Here is a 16,950-nt window from a genome sequence, read left to right as displayed (position 1 = left end):
CCTTCATGTTCGATTCCGTACGCGACGACCTGCGCATCACCCTCGACGAGATCCGTGACGCCGGACTCCAGAAGCCCGAGCGGGTCATCGGCACCCCGCAGTCCGCCACGGTCGCCGTCACCGCCGGGGGCCGCGCGGGTGAGGTGCTGAACTTCTGCGCCAACAACTACCTGGGCCTCGCCGACCACCCCGAGGTCGTCGCCGCCGCCCACGAGGCGCTGGACCGCTGGGGCTACGGACTCGCGTCCGTCCGCTTCATCTGCGGCACCCAGGAGGTCCACAAGGAGCTCGAGCAGCGGCTCTCGGCCTTCCTCGGCCAGGAGGACACGATCCTCTACTCCTCCTGCTTCGACGCCAACGGCGGAGTCTTCGAGACGCTGCTGGGCCCCGAGGACGCGGTGATCTCCGACGCCCTCAACCACGCCTCCATCATCGACGGCATCCGCCTCTCCAAGGCGAAGCGCCACCGCTACGCCAACCGCGACATGGCGGACCTGGAGCAGCAGCTCAAGGAGGCGTCCGGGGCGCGCCGCCGCCTCGTCGTCACCGACGGCGTCTTCTCCATGGACGGTTACGTCGCCCCGCTCGCCGAGATCTGCGACCTGGCCGACCGCTACGACGCCATGGTCATGGTCGACGACTCGCACGCCGTCGGCTTCGTCGGCCCCGGCGGCCGGGGCACCCCCGAACTGCACGGGGTCATGGACCGGGTGGACATCATCACCGGCACCCTCGGCAAGGCGCTGGGCGGCGCTTCCGGCGGTTACGTCGCCGCGCGCGCCGAGATCGTCGCGCTGCTGCGCCAGCGCTCCCGTCCGTACCTCTTCTCCAACTCCCTCGCCCCGGTCATCGCCGCCGCCTCCCTCAAGGTCATCGACCTGCTGGAGTCCGCGGGCGACCTGCGCGAGCGGCTCGCCGCCAACACCGCGCTGTTCCGCTCCCGGATGACCGAGGAGGGCTTCGACATACTGCCCGGCGATCACGCCATCGCCCCCGTGATGATCGGGGACGCGGCGAAGGCGAGCAGGATGGCGGAGCTGCTGCTCGAACGCGGGGTGTACGTGATCGGGTTCTCCTACCCCGTCGTCCCGCAGGGGGCCGCCCGCATCCGCGTCCAGCTCTCCGCCGCGCACTCCACCGAGGACGTCAACCGCGCCGTGGACGCCTTCGTCGGCGCACGGGCCGCGCTGGAGGCGTAGAACCGCCCCGCGAGCTGGGACAATGAGCGCATGATCGATGCACGGCGGCTGCGCATCCTCCGTGCGGTGGCCGACCACCGCACGGTGACCGCCGCAGCCGCCGCGCTGTACCTGACCCCTTCGGCCGTCTCCCAGCAGCTCGCCGTCCTGGAGCAGGAGACCGGACACAGACTGGTCGAGCGCGGGGCGCGCGGCGCCCGGCTGACCGCCGCCGGGGAGATCCTGCTGACCCACGCCAACGCCGTCCTCGCCCAGCTGGAGCGGGCCGAGGCGGAGCTCGCCGACTACGGCGCGGGTGTGGCCGGGAAGGTCACCGTCGCCGCGTTCGCCACAGGCATCGGGCTCGTCCTCGCGCCCGCGATCGCCGAGCTCACCCGCACGGCGCCCGGAATCCGGGTCCGGGTCCAGGACGCCGAGGGCGACGCCAGCGTGCCGATGGTGCTGGACCGTCAGGTGGATGTGGCCGTGGCCGTCGAATACCGTGGCGCGCCCGGTGACGACGACCGCCGGCTGACCCGGGTGCCGCTGTACTCCGAGCCCTTCGACGCGGTCCTGCCGGTCGGCCACCGTCTGGCGGGCCAGGACCACGTCGCCGTCGCCGATCTCGCCGAGGACACCTGGATCGGTCCGTACCCGGGCAACCCCTGCCACGACGTGGTGGTCCTGGCCTGCGAGTACGCCGGTTTCGAGCCCTCGCTGGAGCACTCGTCCGACGACTTCCACGCCGTGGTCGCCTTGGCCGGGGCGGGCGCCGGGGTGGCACTCGTGCCACGCTCGGCGCTGCGCGGCACGGACCTCGGCGACGTCGTCGTACGGCCGGTGGAGGGCGCCGCCCCGACGCGGCGGGTCTTCGCCGCCGTGCGGCAGGGGGCCGAGGGGCATCCGCTGATCAAGCCTGTCCTGGAGGCGCTGCGCGCGGCGGCGGGGCCCGTCTGACGTCCGGGCGCGACGTCACGCCGGCTGAAGCAGGTCCCACCGGTTGCCGTACAGGTCCTCGAAGACGGCGACGGAGCCGTACGTCTCGTGCCGCGGCTCCTCCAGGAAGCGGACCCCGGCCGCCCGCATCCGCTCGTGGTCACCCGCGAAGTCCTCCGTGTGCAGGAAGAATCCGACCCGGCCGCCGGTCTGCGCCCCGACGCTCCCGAGCTGGGCCTCGTCCTTGGCGCGCGCCAGGAGCAGACCGGTACCGGACGTGCCCCGGGGACGGACCACCACCCAGCGGGAGCCGTCGCCCCGGTCCGTGTCCTCCACCAGCTCGAACCCGAGGGCGTCGGTGTAGAAGGAGAGAGCCTCGTCGTAGTCGCGGACGACCAGCGTGACCAGAGCGATGTGGGACATGGGGATCCTCGTCCTCGGCGGTGCGGAAGCAGCACGGACCATGTGTGCGTTATACGTAACACTAACGTGTGCCGTCCCGTCCGGGGACAATGCCCGCCATGGACACGAGCGACTTCACCGCGCTGACCGACCGCGCCCGCCGCCTCGCCACCGGCGGCGGACGCCGCATCCTCGGCATCGCGGGGGCGCCCGGCGCCGGGAAGTCCACGCTGGCCGCCCGCATCGTCGAACGGCTCGAAGGGAACGCGGTCCTGGTCCCCATGGACGGCTTCCATCTGGCGGGGGCCGAACTGGAACGCCTCGGCAGGGCCGGACGCAAGGGCGCCCCCGACACCTTCGACGCCGCCGGGTACGCGGCCCTGCTGCGCCGGCTGCGCCACCCCCAAGGCCAGGACCCGGTGTACGCGCCCGCCTTCGACCGCGCGCTGGAGGAGCCGGTCGCCGGATCCGTGCGCGTCCCCGCCGACATCCCCCTCGTCGTGACCGAGGGCAACTACCTGCTCCTCGACGAGGGCCCCTGGGCGCCCGTACGCGGACTGCTGGACGAGGTCTGGTTCCTGCACGCCGATCCCGCACTGCGGGTGCGCGGGCTGGTCGACCGGCATGTGCGCTTCGGCAGGTCACGCCCCCAGGCCGAGCGCTGGGTGGCAGGCTCCGACGAGCGCAACGCCCGGCTCGTCGAGCGGCACCGCGACCGCGCCGACCTCGTCGTACGGCTTCGCTGAACCGGGCGCGGCACGCGTGGAATCCCGCTCGCGCCCGCACCGGCGGGCGGGCAGGATGCTGTGTGCCGCGTCGCCCCGCCAGGAGGTACCCATGCCCAGCACCGACCAGCCCGCCCCCTTCACCGCCGACGACTACCGGGCCAGGATGACCCGCGCCGCAGAGTCGGCCGACGCCGCGGGACTGGCCGGCGTCCTCGTGGCACCGGGGCCCGACATGGTCCACCTCACCGGATACCGGCCGACCGCGGACACGGAGCGCCTCACCCTGCTCGTCCTCAGGGCGGGCCACGACCCCGTCCTCGTCGTCCCGGCCCTGGAGGCGGCGGACGCGGAACGGGCCGCCGGTTCCCCCGCCCTGACCCTGCGGGACTGGACCGACGCCGCGAACCCGTACACCCTGACCGCCGGACTGCTCGACGCCAAGGGCCGGTTCGGGATCAGCGACAACGCCTGGGCCCTGCATCTGCTGGCCCTGCACAAGCTGCTCCCCGACACCTCCTACGCCTCGCTGACCGACGCCCTGCCGATGCTCCGCGCGGTCAAGGACGCGGCCGAGCTGGAGAGGCTCGCCGCGGCGGGGGCCGCGGCCGACGCGACGTACGAGCAGATCCTGAAGGTCCGCTTCTCCGGACGCAGGGAGAGCGACGTGGCCGCCGACCTGGCCGCACTCCTCGTCGGACACGGGCACTCCCAGGTCGACTTCACGGTGGTGGGGTCAGGACCCAACGGCGCCGACCCGCACCACGAGGCGGGCGACCGCACCATCGAGCAGGGCGACATGGTGGTCCTGGACTTCGGCGGGCTGAAGCACGGCTACGGCTCCGACACCTCCCGCACGGTCCACGTCGGCGAACCCACCGCGGAGGAGCAGCGGGTCCACGACGTCGTACGGGAGGCCCAGGAGGCCGGCTGCGGCGCCGTGCGGCCCGGAGCGGCCTGCCAGGACGTCGACCGGGCCGCGCGCGCCGTCATCACCGAATTCGGCTACGGCGAACGGTTCATCCACCGCACCGGCCACGGCATCGGCGTCACCACCCACGAGCCGCCGTACATGATCGAGGGCGAGGAGCAGCCGCTGGTCCCCGGGATGTGCTTCTCCGTCGAGCCGGGCATCTACCTCCCCGGCCGCTTCGGCGTCCGCATCGAGGACATCGTCACGGTCACGCGGAGCGGCGGCAGGCGGCTGAACACCACCGCCCGTGAACTGGCGGTCGTCGAGTAGGGCGCTACGGAGGGGGTGTTCAGTCGTCGGCCAGCACCACGCACGACTCCGCCGGCAGGTGCAGCACGCCGTCGGCGCCGGGGGCCTCGGCCGGCTCCCAGGCTGCCAGCACCCTGCCCCCGCCGGCCCGGTGCCGGCCGGCGCCCAGCGGGATGGCGGCGGGCTCCCCGGAGAGGTTGACGGCGATCCTCAGATCGCCCCTGCGGCAGACGATCCAGCGCGCCGTCTCGTCGTACGCCGTCCGCACCGACGCCAGGTCCGGGTCGGAGAGGTCGGGCAGGGCGTGGCGCAGGGCGATCAGCTCGCGGTACCAGGCGTACAGCCGCGCGTGCGGCTCCCGCTCCGGCTCGCTCCAGTCGAGACAGGAGCGGGCCCGGGTGGCCGGGTCCTGAGGATCGGGGATGTCCTCCTCGGCCCAGCCGTGCGCCGCGAACTCCCGTCTCCTGCCGTCGCGTACGGCGCGGGCGAGTTCCTCGTCGGTGTGGTCGGTGAAGAACTGCCAGGGGGTGCGGGCGCCCCATTCCTCGCCCATGAACAGCATCGGGACGAACGGCCCGGTGAGCACCAGCGCCGCCGCGCACGCCTGGAGACCCGGGGAGAGCCCGGCGGCGAGCCGGTCCCCGAGGGCGCGGTTGCCGATCTGGTCATGGGTCTGGGCGTAGCCGACGAAACGGTGGGCGGGTGTCCGGGTGGCGTCGACGGGGCGGCCGTGCACACGCCCCCGGAAGCTGGAGTACGTCCCGTTGTGGAAGAAGGCCTTGGTCATGGTCTTCGCCAGTGCGGCCAGCGGGGCGGTCGCGAAGTCGGCGTAGTAGCCCTGGGACTCGCCGGTGAGCGCGGTGTGCAGGGCGTGGTGGAAGTCGTCGTTCCACTGGGCGTGCAGCCCGATGCCGCCCTCCGTGCGCGGAGTGGTCGTGCGGGGGTCGCAGAGGTCGGACTCCGCGATCAGCCCCAGCGGCCGGCCGAGTTCCGAGGCGAGCGCGTCGACGGCGGTGGAGAGCTCCTCCAGGAAGGTGAGCGCCCTGCCGTCGGCCAGCGCGTGGACGGCGTCCAGACGCAGGCCGTCCAGTCGGTAGTCCCGCAGCCAGGCGAGTGCGCTGCCCAGCAGATAGGCGCGTACCTCGTCCGAACCGGGGGCGTCGAGATTGACGGCCGAGCCCCAGGGGGTGTGGTGCGTGTCCGTGAAGTACGGGCCGAAGGCCGGCAGGTGGTTGCCCGAGGGGCCCAGATGGTTGTGGACCACGTCCAGGACCACGGCGAGACCCAGTCCGTGCGCCGTGTCGACAAAACGCTTCAACCCGCCCGGGCCGCCGTACGGCTCGTGCACCGCCCAGAGCGACACTCCTTCGTACCCCCACCCGTGGGTTCCCGGGAACGGGCAGACGGGCATCACGGAGACATGGGTGATGCCGAGACCGACGAGATGGCCGAGCCGTTCGGCCGCCGCGTCGAAGGTGCCCGCCTCCGTGAAAGTGCCGACGTGCAGTTCGTACAGGACCGCGCCCGGCAGCCCGCGCCCCGCCCAGGCGGTGCGCCAGGTGTAGGCGTCCTGGTCGACGACGGCGCTCTCGCCGTCCGGACCGTCGGGCTGGCGCCGGGACCGCGGATCCGGCAGCACGGGGCCGTCGTCGAGCGAGAAGCCGTAGCGGTCGCCGTCGGCGGCCTCCGCCTCCGCCGTCCACCAGCCCGCGCGCCGCGGGTCGCGCTCCATCGGCAGGCGTCCGCCCGCCGTTCGCAGCACGGCCGACCCGGCCTGGGGGGCCCACACCTCGAACTGCATTCAGCACTCCTCGTCCATGAACCTGACGCCTCGCCGGAGGCCCCGTGACCGGCGGAATCCGTACGCACCGCCCCGGGACACTGGAGCGAGCCCACACCTGGCCATTAGGGTCTGGTCCTGATCATTGCCCTACCGGGTTCCGCTCATTCGCGGTGAGCCCGGGCAGTACCACGAGGTCCCTCTTACGGCTGCTGGAGGCCGAGATGACCGTGCCGACCTTCCCACCCGGCTTCCTGTGGGGCGCCTCCGCCTCCGCTTTCCAGACGGAGGGAGCCTTCGACACCGACGGCAAGGGACTCTCCGGCTGGGACGCCTTCGCGGCCCAGCCCGGCCGCATCAAGGACGGCACCGACACCACCCGCGGCACCGGCTTCCACGAGCGCTACCGCGAGGACGTCGCCCTGCTCGCCGGACTCGGCGCGGACGCGTTCCGCTTCTCGATCAGCTGGCCCCGGGTCGTACCCGGCGGCAGCGGCTCGCTCAACCCCGCCGGCCTGGACTTCTACGACCGGCTCGTCGACGAGCTCTGCGCCCACGGCATCACCCCTGCCCCGACCCTCTACCACTGGGACACCCCGCTCCCGCTGGACGAGGCGGGCGGCTGGCTCAACCGGGACACCGCCTACCGCTTCGCCGAATACGCGGGCATGGTCGCCGAACGCCTCGCCGACCGGGTCCCCATGTGGATCACCATCAACGAACCGGCCGAGGTGACGATGCTCGGCTACGCACTCGGCGAGCACGCCCCCGGCCGCACACTCCTCTTCGACGCGCTGCCGGCCGCCCACCACCAACTGCTCGCCCACGGACTGGCCGTACGGGCGCTGCGCGCCGCGGGCGCCGGCAACATCGGCATCGCGCTCTCCCACTCGCCCGTCTGGACCGCCGGGGACACGGACGAGGACCGCACGGGCGCGGAGCTCTACGACACCCTGACCAACTGGCTGTTCGCCGACCCGGTCCTCACCGGCCGGTACCCCGACGAGGGCTTCGCGGCCCTGATGCCCGGCCCGGTCGAGGACGACCTCAAGATCATCTCCGCCCCCCTCGACTGGTACGGCGTCAACTACTACAACCCGACCCTGGTCGGAGCGCCCAGGCCGGAGGCGCTCGACTCCTTCTCGGGCTACTCGATGCCCTCCGGCCTCCCGTTCGGCATCAGGGAGATCGAGGGGTACGACACCACCGACTTCGGCTGGCCCGTCGTACCCCAGGGACTCGCCGAGACGCTCGGTCAGCTGCGGGACCGCTTCGGGGACCGGCTGCCGCCCGTCTACATCACGGAGAACGGCTGCGCCGTCGACGAACCCGTCGCCGACGGCCGCCGCATCGCCTTCCTGGAAGGACACCTGGAGGCGCTGCGCACGGCCATCGACGCGGGCGTCGACGTGCGGGGCTACTTCACCTGGTCACTGACCGACAACGTCGAATGGACCGAGGGCGCGAGCAAACGGTTCGGCCTGGTCCACATCGACTACGAGACCCTGCGCAGGACCCCGAAGGAGTCCTACGCCTGGTACCGCGACGTGATCCGCGCACAGCGCACGGGTGGTCCGGCCCTCACACCAGGTGAACGCGCTCCTGGATGATGCGGTGCCCCGCCCGGGCGAACGCGGCGGCCATCGGCACGTTGCCCCGGTCCGTCGCACCCGCGACGGCCGTGGCACCCTCGCCGGCGAGGAAGCGGGTGCATTCGACGAGCAGGTCGTAGCCGTAGCCGTGCCCGCGCGCCTCGGGAACGACCCCGATGAAGCCGACGCACGGGCCACCCGGATTGCGGGCGGGCACCTGGATGCCGACGAGCGCGCCGTCCGGGGTGTGGGCGAGCTGCCACCAGGAGCGGGGCGAGGGACACCAGTTGAAGAAGTCCAGCTCCTCCTGGGCGGCCTGCTCCAGACCGCCCGGGCCCTCGATGGTGCGCAGGGCGTGGGCGTCCAGCGTCCTGGAGTGGACCCGGCGCAGCACGTCCAGGACCACCGCGTCGTCGGGTTCCTCGCGGAAGACCAGCCGGCCGGGGCGCTCGGGCAGGCCGTCGGCGGGTGTCCACTCGTACCGGTAGCGCTCGACCAGCGGCTTCATCCCGGCGGCCTCGGCCGCCGCGATCCGCGCCGACGCGGCCGCCCGTACCCCGTGGGTCTCACGCCAGGCCGGGGGAACGATCAGCTCGTACTCGACGGACCAGGGGGCGCGGCGGAGCAGTTCGGTGCCCGCGGCGTCCTCGCCCTCGGCGAAGTCGAAGTAGTTGAGCAGCACCGGTTCGGTGTCATCGGGCCCGCCCCACCAGGCGGCCCGGGCGACGACGACGCCGTCGCGCAGAGCCACCCAGGTCCACTCGGGACGGTACTCGCCGCCGTCGGCCACGGTGGCCCAGCGGTGTCCGAACGCGGACCGGCCGACGAGACCGGGGTCGTGGAGCGCGTGGAAGAGATGGGCGTCGCTCGGGATGAGCGGACGGATGACCACATCGGTCATGGGGAAAGTCCTCCGGGACTCGGTGTGAGAGGCGAGCGCTCCCGGTCAGACCGAGTCCGACACCGTCCTGCGGGCGGATGGGGAGCGCGTGATCGTGGTGCTGCGGGTGGTGCGGGTGGTGCCGGGGTCGCGCACGGGTCTCGCCTCCTTCCCAGTCCGGGCGGGTGTCCGGGCGCCGAGAGTACGGCCCCCGGACCCCTCACGTCCACCGGTTTCTCAGTGGTCCCACACCATGTCGAAGGCCCGCTCGAAGTTGACGTAGCCCAGGCGCGCGAAGGACTTCGCCATGGGGACGTTGCCGAGGTCCGTCGCCGCCCGGATCCGCTCCACACCGTCCTGGGCGGCGAGCACCCGCGTGCCCTCGGCGAGGAGGTCGTCGATGTAGCCGTGCCCGCGGTGCGCCGGCAGCACCCCGATGTAGGAGATCATCGGGTGGTAGTTGTTCCGCGCCGGGACGACGAAGCCGACCGGCTCACCGCTCGGCAGCTCCGCCACCCGCCACCACTCGCGCGGCGTCCGCAGACCGGCGAAATCCTCGTCGTAGTGCTTCTCCGCCGCCTCACGGGCGCTCAGTCCGGACGCCAGGTCGGCCTGTCCGTGCGCGTCCAGCGTCCCCTCCATCACCGGGGCCATCAGCGCGAGGAGGTCCTCGCGACCGGAGACCTGCCGGAACACCAGCCGGCCACTGTCCTCGGGCACCGGCGTACCGGCCCGCCACTCCAGGCGCAGACGCTCGACCAGCATCCGGGCGCCGCTCGCCTCCATCACCCGTATCCGGGCCTCGACGACACCGCGCGCGGCGGGGTCCTCGCGCCAGTCCGGGGGGACGAACCGGCCGTACTCAGGCCGGGGGCTCCCGGCCGGGACGACCGCGGCCGTCGCCTTCTCCAGCAGTTCGAGCCCGATCGCGCCGCGCTCCGGCTCCGGCAGGGTGTCGTCCAGGTCGAAGAAGTCCAGGAACTGGGGACTGCCGCCCTCCTGCCCCGTCCACCAGGAGAGCCGGCCGAGGACGCGGTCGCCGCGCAGGGCCACCCACATCCAGTCCGGGCGGCGACGCCCCGTGGCGAGGTCGTCGGCCAGCTCGTGGTCGAGCACGTAGGAAAGGCGGCGGAAGAGACCGAGTTCGTCCGCTCCGGCGAGCGGACGGATGGTCAGTTCCGGTGGTGCAGGGGTCACGGAGTCTCCTCGACGGGGGTGCCGCGCCGTACGACGGCGGCGCCGGAGGATAGCAACCATCCGGCTCCCGGGGCGCGGTATCTCCCGCCTGCCGCGCAGGTCGGAGGAGGGCGGAAACGGGCATCGTCTGGACACTCCGGGGCTCTCGGACCGACAATCGTTCCGTGACGTCCTCCTTCGAGCACCACACGTATCCCGCGCGGCTCTCGGACGCCGAGCGCGACCGTGTCCTCGGTGCGCTCAGAGACGGCGCCGCACAGGGAAAGCTCTCCCACGACACCTTCCTGCGACGCATGGAAATCGCCCTGACCGCGCGGCGTTCCGAGGAGCTGAAGGCGCTCACCTCGGACCTGGAGACGGACGGACGCTGGTCCCGGGGCCTGTTCCGCGCGGTCGGCGGGGTCTCCGCCTTCCCGGCCCGCCTGCGCAGGGCGTGGCAGTCCGAGCGGCTGCCGAGGCTCCTGCTGCCCATGCCCGGCCCGCACCCGCTGCGCATCGGCCGCGACCCGGGCAACGGACTCCGCCTCAGCCACGAGACGGTGTCCCGGATGCACGCCGAACTGACCGCGCACGGCAGCCGGTGGATCCTGTGCGACCTGGGCTCCACGAACGGCACGTGCGTCAACGGACAGCGGGTCGTCGGTTCGGTCGTGGTGCGCGAGGGCGACCAGGTGAGCTTCGGCCGGATGACCTTCCGGCTCACCGCGTCGCTGCCGGTGCCCCCGGCCTGAACCCGGCCGCCCGGCTCCGTCATCCCTGCCGGCCGCCCGGAGCCCTGACGAGCAGCGCCACCGGCCGGTCCGCGAAGAGTTCGGCCACGGCCACGGCGGAACCCATGAAATCCCGCCCGGGCGACAGCAGATCGCTCCACCGGTCCTCGCCGGGCAGCGCCAGCTCCGTGTCGCGCCAGCCGCCCTCCTCGTGGAGCCGCAGCGACAGCCGGGTCACCGCCGTGACCACCTCGCCCGACCGGGCGAACGCCAGACAGTGCGCGGCCGCGGGGCCGTGTGCCGCGAGCGGGGCGTACGTTCCCGACTCCCCGAAGAGCTCCGGGCGCTCCCGGCGCAGTTGGAGCGCGGCCGTGGTCAGCGCGGCCTTCTCGTCCTCACCCGAGGGGGGCCTGGTGAACGGCCGCCGGTTGTCGGGGTCGACCAGGGCGATGTAGTCCCGCTCCGTGCCCTGGTACAGATCGGGCACCCCGGGCATCGTCAGATGCACCAGCGCGGCACCCAGCACATTCGCCCGTACGAAGGGGGCCAGCCCGTCCGCGAACCTGGTCAGCGCCGACCGCGCCTCACCGGAGTCACCGCCCGGGCCGGCCGCCACGAAGTCGGTCACCGCCCGCTCGTACACCGGATCCGGCTCGGTCCAGCTGGTGAACAGGCCGGCCTCCCTGACGGCCTTGAGCAGCGCCGGCTCCAGCCTGCCCGCCATCTCCCCCGCGGGCAGGCCCGCGCACCCGTACGCCGACTGCCAGGCCTGCCAGGCCAGCTGAGGATCCGGGGACGGCACGGGCGTCGCCCTGGACAGCTGAGCAACCAGCGAGGACCACCGCTCCGGGCACTCGGACAGCACCGCGATCCGGGCGCGGAGGTCCCCGCTCCGCTTGGTGTCGTGGGTGGTCAGCACCGTGCCGGTCGCCGGCCAGTCCCGGGCGACACGGGCGCAGAAGGCATGGAACTCCTCCGGGCTCACCGCCGGCCGCCCCGGGTCGCCGCCCACCTCGGTCGCCGAGATCAGCGGTGCGTAACGGTAGAACGCCGTGTCCTCCACCGACTTGGCGTGCAGGGCGGACGCCGTCTGCGCGAACCTGGCGCAGAACGCCGAGTGGGCCGGTCCGTCACCGAGGCGGCCGAGCGCCAGATCCCGCACCACGTCGACGGCCTCCGCCTCCTGGGAGACCGAGAAGGCAGCCTTGGCGTCCCGCACCGTCCCGGCCGGGAGCGTCGACTCGGCGGCCTCCGTGAGCGGACCGCCCGCCGTCACGTACGGCCGGTACACGGGCACCCGGACCAGCAGTTCCCGTACCGCCGTGCGCAGGGCCCACGGCGCGTGGTCCCTGAGGGCGGGGTCCCCGGCACAGACCTCGACGGCGAGTCGGGTCAGCCACTCCGTCTCGGCTGCCAGCTCGTGGGTGACCACGCGGTACGCCGCCCGCCGGACCGTCGCCGTCCAGTAGCCGCCGCGGTCGCCCGGAGGTCCCGCGAAGTCCCGGTAGCGGCCCAGGAGATCCGCCGCGCCCATCGGGTCCGTGAACAGCCCGTCCACCCGGTGCAGCGCGTCGTACCCCGTCGTCCCCGCGACAGCCCAGCCTGCCGGCAGGGACTCGGGTCCCGTGAGGATCTTCTCCACCACCGTCCAGCGGCCGCCGGTGGCGTCACCGAGCCGCCCGAGGTACGCGGCGGGATCGGCCAGCCCGTCCGGGTGGTCGATGCGCAGCCCGTCGACGACCCCGTCGCGGACCAGCTCCAGGATCTTGCCGTGGGTGGCGTCGAAGACCTCGGGGTGCTCCACCCGCACGCCGATCAGGTCCGAGATGGTGAAGAACCGGCGGTAGTTCAGCTCGGTCCTGGCCAGCCGCCACCAGGCGAGCCGGTAGTGCTGCGCGGCCAGCAGCTCGGGCAGTGGGAGGCCCGCCGTGCCCTCGCGGAGCGGGAACTCCAGGTCGCCGTGGCGGAGCACGGGTGTGCCGTCGTCCCGGGTGCCCTGCTCGAAGGCGTCGCTCTCCTCGCCGACACGCCCCGCCAGCACGGGCAGCAGCACCTTCCCGCCGCCCGCTGCCCAGTCGATGTCGAACCAGCGGGCGTACGGGGACCCGGGGCCCTCGCGCAGCACCTCCCACAGCGGCAGGTTGTACCGGGGCGCGGCGGCCATGTGGTTCGGCACGATGTCCAGGATCAGCCCGAGGCCGTGCGCGCGAGCCGTTGCGGCCAGCTCCCGCAGGCCCTCCTCACCCCCGAACTCGGCCCGCACCCTGCTGTGGTCGACGACGTCGTAGCCGTGCCCGGAGCCTGGCACGGCCTCCAGCACGGGGGACAGATGCAGGTGCGAGACGCCGAGTCCGGCGAGGTACGGCACGGCGTCGGCGGCGGCGGCGAACGGGAAGTCCGGTTGGAGCTGGAGCCGGTACGTGGCGGTGGGCGTCATGGACTCGTACGTACCCAGCGGGGCGCCTCTCTCCCACCTTCCGACGGCCCGGCACCGGCCGGCGGCCCGCCCGGCCGGTGCCCGTCACCCCAACGGCCTACGCCGGACGCTTGAGCACCGTCAGACTGCGCCCGATCAGCGTCACCCGCTCGCCCGCGGACACCCTGGGCCCCGCACCGGGCGGCACCCCGTCCGGGACCGCCGTGTCCACGACGACCTGCCACTGCCTGCCGTGGTTCATCGGAACGGTGAACTCCAAGGTCTCGGCGCCAGCGTTGAACAGGAGCAGGAAGGAGTCGTCGGCGATCCGCTCACCGCGCGGGCCGGGCTCGGAGATCGCGTGGCCGTTGAGGAAGACCGTCATGGCCTTGGCGTGCGCGGCCTGCCAGTCCCGCTGGGTCATCTCCTCACCCCTCGGGGTGAACCACGCGATGTCGGACAGCTCGTCGTGCGTGCCCTCCACCGGACGGCCGTGGAAGAAGCGCCGGCGCCGGAAGACCGGGTGGTCCCGGCGCAGCCAGACCATGGACCGGGTGAACTCCAGCAGACTCGTGTCCGAGGCGGCGCCGTCCTCCTCGCGGTCCTCCGCGTGCGAGGCGGCGGCCGGATCCGGCCAGTGGACCCACGAGAGCTCGTTGTCCTGGCAGTAGCCGTTGTTGTTGCCCCGCTGCGTGCGTGCGAACTCGTCCCCGTGACTCAGCATGGGCACGCCCTGGGAGAGCATCAGGGTGGCGATGAAGTTGCGCATCTGACGGCTGCGCAGCTCCAGGACCTCCTTGTCCTCGGTCTCGCCCTCCGCCCCGCAGTTCCACGAACGGTTGTGGCTCTCGCCGTCCCGGTTGCCCTCGCCGTTGGCATCGTTGCGCTTGTCGTTGTAGGAGACCAGGTCGTGCAGGGTGAAACCGTCGTGGCAGGTGGTGAAGTTGATCGAGGCCAGCGGGCGCCTGCCGTCGTCCTGGTAGAGGTCGGAGGAGCCCGTGAGGCGCCCGGCGAACTCCGCGAGGGTCCGGGGCTCGCCCCTCCACAGGTCCCGCACCGTGTCCCGGTACTTGCCGTTCCACTCGGTCCACAGCGGCGGGAAGTTCCCCACCTGGTAACCGCCCTCGCCCACGTCCCAGGGTTCGGCGATCAGCTTCACCTGGCTGACCACCGGGTCCTGCTGCACGAGGTCGAAGAAGGAGGACAGCCGGTCCACCTCGTGGAACTGGCGTGCGAGGGTCGCCGCCAGGTCGAAGCGGAAGCCGTCCACATGCATCTCGGTCACCCAGTACCGCAGCGAGTCCATGATCAGCTGGAGGACGTGCGGCGACCGCATCAGCAGGGAGTTCCCCGTGCCGGTGGTGTCCATGTAGTACTTCTGGTCGTCGGCCAGCCGGTAGTACGAGGCGTTGTCCAGCCCCCGGAACGACAGCGTCGGACCGAGGTGGTTGCCCTCGGCGGTGTGGTTGTAGACCACGTCGAGGATCACCTCGATCCCCGCCTGGTGCAGCGCCTTCACCGCCTGCTTGAACTCCAGCACCTGCTCGCCGCGGTCGCCCCAGGAGGCGTAGGCGTTGTGGGGGGCGAAGAAACCGATGGTGTTGTAGCCCCAGTAGTTGGCGAGGCCCGCGTCGGCGAGACGGTGGTCCTGGACGAACTGGTGCACCGGCATCAGCTCGATCGCGGTGACCCCGAGCTCCGTCAGGTGGGCGATGATCTCGGGGTGCGCGAGCCCCGCGTAGGTGCCGCGCAGCTCCTCCGGCAGACCCGGGTGAAGCATCGTCAGGCCCTTCACATGGGCCTCGTAGATCACCGTGCGGTGGTAGTCGGTGCGGGGGCGGCGGTCGTCGCCCCAGTCGAAGTACGGATTGACCACGACCGAGCTCATCGTGTGCGGCGCCGAGTCCAGGTCGTTGCGCTCGTCCGGCTTGCCGAACGGATAGCCGTACACCGCCTCGCCCCACCGGATCTGCCCCGAGATCGCGCGGGCGTAGGGGTCGAGGAGCAGTTTCGCCGAGTTGCAGCGCTGCCCGTGCTGCGGTTCGTAGGGCCCGTGCACCCGGAAGCCGTAGCGCTGCCCCGGCATCACACCCGGCAGATAGGCGTGACGGACGAAGGCGTCGGTCTCGCGGAGCTCCACCGCCGTTTCTGAACCGTCGTCGTGCAGCAGGCACAACTCGATTCGGTCGGCGGCCTCCGAGAAGACCGCGAAGTTGGTTCCGGCGCCGTCGTACGTGGCACCGAGCGGATACGCGTGTCCCGGCCAGACCTGCATAGATAGGACTCTTCCACTTCTGATCCGGGTGCTGGGGGTTTTCGCCCCGATACTCCCCGAAAGACGGTCCTGTACCTAGTACGTCGAGCGGTGCGGCCGGGTTCCGTCGTGTCGTCCCGCCGGGCCGGTCAACCTGGCACACCTCGGTGTCGCCCGGACAGGGGGCCCGGGCCGCCGGGCAGCGCCTCCGTCCGTCCTACGGCGTGCGAGAGGGTGCGCAATCACTATGAACCATCTCACTCCACCCGATCTCACCGCAAGGAACGGGCCGGTGACATAGGGGAGTTGAGTAAGGAGCCTGTGCATCCTGCTGCACCGGCTCCCGCTACCGGAGTACCCTTCCTTGATCGTTGGTGGGGGAGTGGAAGGCGGTACACGGGTGAGCTCGGGAGGGTTCGAGCTGCCCCCAGGTGACACGGGTCACGAGGGGGAATCGACCGATGCCCCGCCGGGGGCTGTCTCCCTCGCACAGCCCATGGAGATCGGTGCTGAGCTGGACTGGGGAGCGGACGCCTGGAACGAGGTGCGCACGCGCGCCCAGCGGGCGGGGCGTGCCTACATCTGGCTGAATCTGGTGGAACAACGGCTGCGTGCCGTGGTCTCCGCCGTGATCCGGCCGATCTACGAGCCGGTGCACGGCGAGGACTGGGTGGTGGCCGCCGCGGGGCCCGCGGGACAGGAGTGGGTGCAGCGCGCCGTCGCCGTGCGGGAGGTCTCGCGCCGCAAGGGCTACCTGCTCGACCCGGCCGACGACAACGTCCTGAGCTTCCTCACGCTGCCGCAGCTGCGCGAGCTGATGGTCCAGCACTGGCCCTGCTTCGAACCGTACTTCGACGACCGCCGCGAGGTGGAGCTCGCGCTCGACGAGCTGGAGGTGGCGCGCAACGTCGTCTCCCGCAACCGGGCGCTGAACGAGGCCGTCCTGGCCCAGGCGGAGAGGGCGTCCGCACGGCTGCTCGAGATCCTCGGCAACGGGGCCGCGGTCCCGTCCGCCGACCGGCTGCCCGTGGACGCCGTGGAGGAACTGGTCGGCGACCGCTACGCCGACGTCGTCTCCGTCCACCCGGACCGGGTGCGCCTGCAGCGTCAGCTGCCCGCCGAGGACCTGTTCGGCGGCGCGCGCCGGCTGGACGCGATCGGCATAGGACTCAACCTCCTCACGCAGAACTTCTCGGGGCGCCGGCTCGTCCGCCTCGCCGAGTCGGGCTGCCGGGTCCGGCTGCTGTTCATCAACCCGGCGAGCAGCGCGGTCAAGCGCCGGGAGCGCGAACTCGGACTCAAGAAGGGCGAACTGAGCCGCTCCGTGGAGATGAACATCCTCCACATGCGCCGGGTCCGCTCCAGGCTCCGCGACCCGGGGGCCTTCCAGATCCACGTCTTCGACGAGACGCCGCGCTTCACCGCCTACCTGGTGGACGGTGACGGGTCCGACGCGGTCGGGGTCGTCCAGCCGTACCTGCGTCGCGCACGCGGCATGGAGGCGCCCGTCCTGGTGCTGCGCGGCGGGGGGCGTGCGGTGGTCAGGGCGGGGCAGGACAGTGAGCACGGCCTCTTCGAGACGTACCGCGAGGAGTTCGAGTCGGTCTGGACGGACTCCAGGCCCGTCTCCTGACGTCCCTTCCGGGGTTGTCAGTGGT

At 72.3% G+C, this 16,950-nt stretch carries 13 protein-coding genes; 7 read left to right on the top strand and 6 right to left on the bottom strand.

Annotation, left to right across the window (positions count from 1 at the left end; genetic code table 11):
* Positions 1–5: 5 nt before the first annotated feature.
* Positions 6–1,199, top strand: coding sequence for a glycine C-acetyltransferase (locus tag P8A20_RS06540; RefSeq protein WP_147961206.1), 1,194 nt, complete (start codon positions 6–8; stop codon positions 1,197–1,199).
* A 30-nt stretch (positions 1,200–1,229) separates the two neighbouring features.
* Positions 1,230–2,135 (top strand): LysR family transcriptional regulator, encoded by a 906-nt coding sequence (locus tag P8A20_RS06535; RefSeq protein WP_306103054.1) that lies wholly within the window; start codon positions 1,230–1,232, stop codon positions 2,133–2,135.
* 15 nt (positions 2,136–2,150) lie between these two features.
* On the opposite strand, the gene P8A20_RS06530 is transcribed toward P8A20_RS06535, so the two are convergent.
* Positions 2,151–2,537, bottom strand: a complete 387-nt coding sequence (locus tag P8A20_RS06530) for a VOC family protein (RefSeq protein WP_147961208.1) — start codon at positions 2,535–2,537, stop codon at positions 2,151–2,153.
* A 98-nt stretch (positions 2,538–2,635) separates the two neighbouring features.
* Here P8A20_RS06530 and P8A20_RS06525 point away from each other — a divergent pair, with 98 nt between their 5' ends.
* The gene (locus tag P8A20_RS06525; protein ID WP_147961209.1) at positions 2,636–3,262 is read left to right on the top strand and encodes a nucleoside/nucleotide kinase family protein; all 627 of its coding nucleotides are present in this window, start codon (positions 2,636–2,638) and stop codon (positions 3,260–3,262) included.
* A 91-nt stretch (positions 3,263–3,353) separates the two neighbouring features.
* Positions 3,354–4,484, top strand: coding sequence for an aminopeptidase P family protein (locus P8A20_RS06520; protein ID WP_306103053.1), 1,131 nt, complete (start codon positions 3,354–3,356; stop codon positions 4,482–4,484).
* Positions 4,485–4,503: 19 nt separating this feature from the next.
* On the opposite strand, the gene treZ is transcribed toward P8A20_RS06520, so the two are convergent.
* Positions 4,504–6,264 (bottom strand): malto-oligosyltrehalose trehalohydrolase, encoded by a 1,761-nt coding sequence (gene treZ / locus P8A20_RS06515; RefSeq protein WP_306103052.1) that lies wholly within the window; start codon positions 6,262–6,264, stop codon positions 4,504–4,506.
* A gap of 203 nt (positions 6,265–6,467) precedes the next feature.
* Between treZ and P8A20_RS06510 the strand changes: the two genes are divergently transcribed.
* Positions 6,468–7,853: a GH1 family beta-glucosidase gene (locus P8A20_RS06510; protein ID WP_147959982.1), complete on the top strand. Its 1,386-nt coding sequence runs from the start codon at positions 6,468–6,470 to the stop codon at positions 7,851–7,853.
* Here the strand turns inward: P8A20_RS06510 and P8A20_RS06505 are convergent.
* Together P8A20_RS06505 and P8A20_RS06500 are read right to left on the bottom strand one after the other, a co-directional pair.
* Positions 7,825–8,736 (bottom strand): GNAT family N-acetyltransferase, encoded by a 912-nt coding sequence (locus P8A20_RS06505; RefSeq protein ID WP_147959983.1) that lies wholly within the window; start codon positions 8,734–8,736, stop codon positions 7,825–7,827. The genes P8A20_RS06510 and P8A20_RS06505 overlap by 29 nt on opposite strands.
* Positions 8,737–8,952: 216 nt before the next feature.
* Complete coding sequence (locus tag P8A20_RS06500) at positions 8,953–9,912, bottom strand: GNAT family N-acetyltransferase (protein WP_306103051.1); 960 nt, start codon at positions 9,910–9,912, stop codon at positions 8,953–8,955.
* Between the two features lie 164 nt (positions 9,913–10,076).
* Between P8A20_RS06500 and P8A20_RS06495 the strand changes: the two genes are divergently transcribed.
* Entirely contained in the window at positions 10,077–10,643 is a 567-nt protein-coding gene (locus tag P8A20_RS06495) for an FHA domain-containing protein (RefSeq protein WP_147959985.1), read from the top strand.
* A gap of 19 nt (positions 10,644–10,662) precedes the next feature.
* Here the strand turns inward: P8A20_RS06495 and treY are convergent, their stop codons facing one another.
* Both treY and glgX read right to left on the bottom strand, forming a co-directional pair.
* On the bottom strand, positions 10,663–13,059 hold the full coding sequence (gene treY / locus P8A20_RS06490) for a malto-oligosyltrehalose synthase (RefSeq protein WP_147959986.1): 2,397 nt from the start codon (positions 13,057–13,059) through the stop codon (positions 10,663–10,665).
* 97 nt (positions 13,060–13,156) lie between these two features.
* Positions 13,157–15,313, bottom strand: coding sequence for a glycogen debranching protein GlgX (glgX, locus tag P8A20_RS06485; RefSeq protein WP_147959987.1), 2,157 nt, complete (start codon positions 15,311–15,313; stop codon positions 13,157–13,159).
* A gap of 379 nt (positions 15,314–15,692) precedes the next feature.
* Between glgX and P8A20_RS06480 the strand changes: the two genes are divergently transcribed.
* Positions 15,693–16,925: a DUF5919 domain-containing protein gene (locus P8A20_RS06480; RefSeq protein ID WP_147959988.1), complete on the top strand. Its 1,233-nt coding sequence runs from the start codon at positions 15,693–15,695 to the stop codon at positions 16,923–16,925.
* The last annotated feature ends 25 nt before the right edge of the window (positions 16,926–16,950 follow it).

Source organism: Streptomyces sp. Alt3, from assembly GCF_030719215.1.
Lineage (GTDB): Bacteria > Actinomycetota > Actinomycetes > Streptomycetales > Streptomycetaceae > Streptomyces > Streptomyces glycanivorans.
Note: the sequence above shows the minus strand (reverse complement) of the source record. Positions and strands in the feature narration are given on the sequence as shown.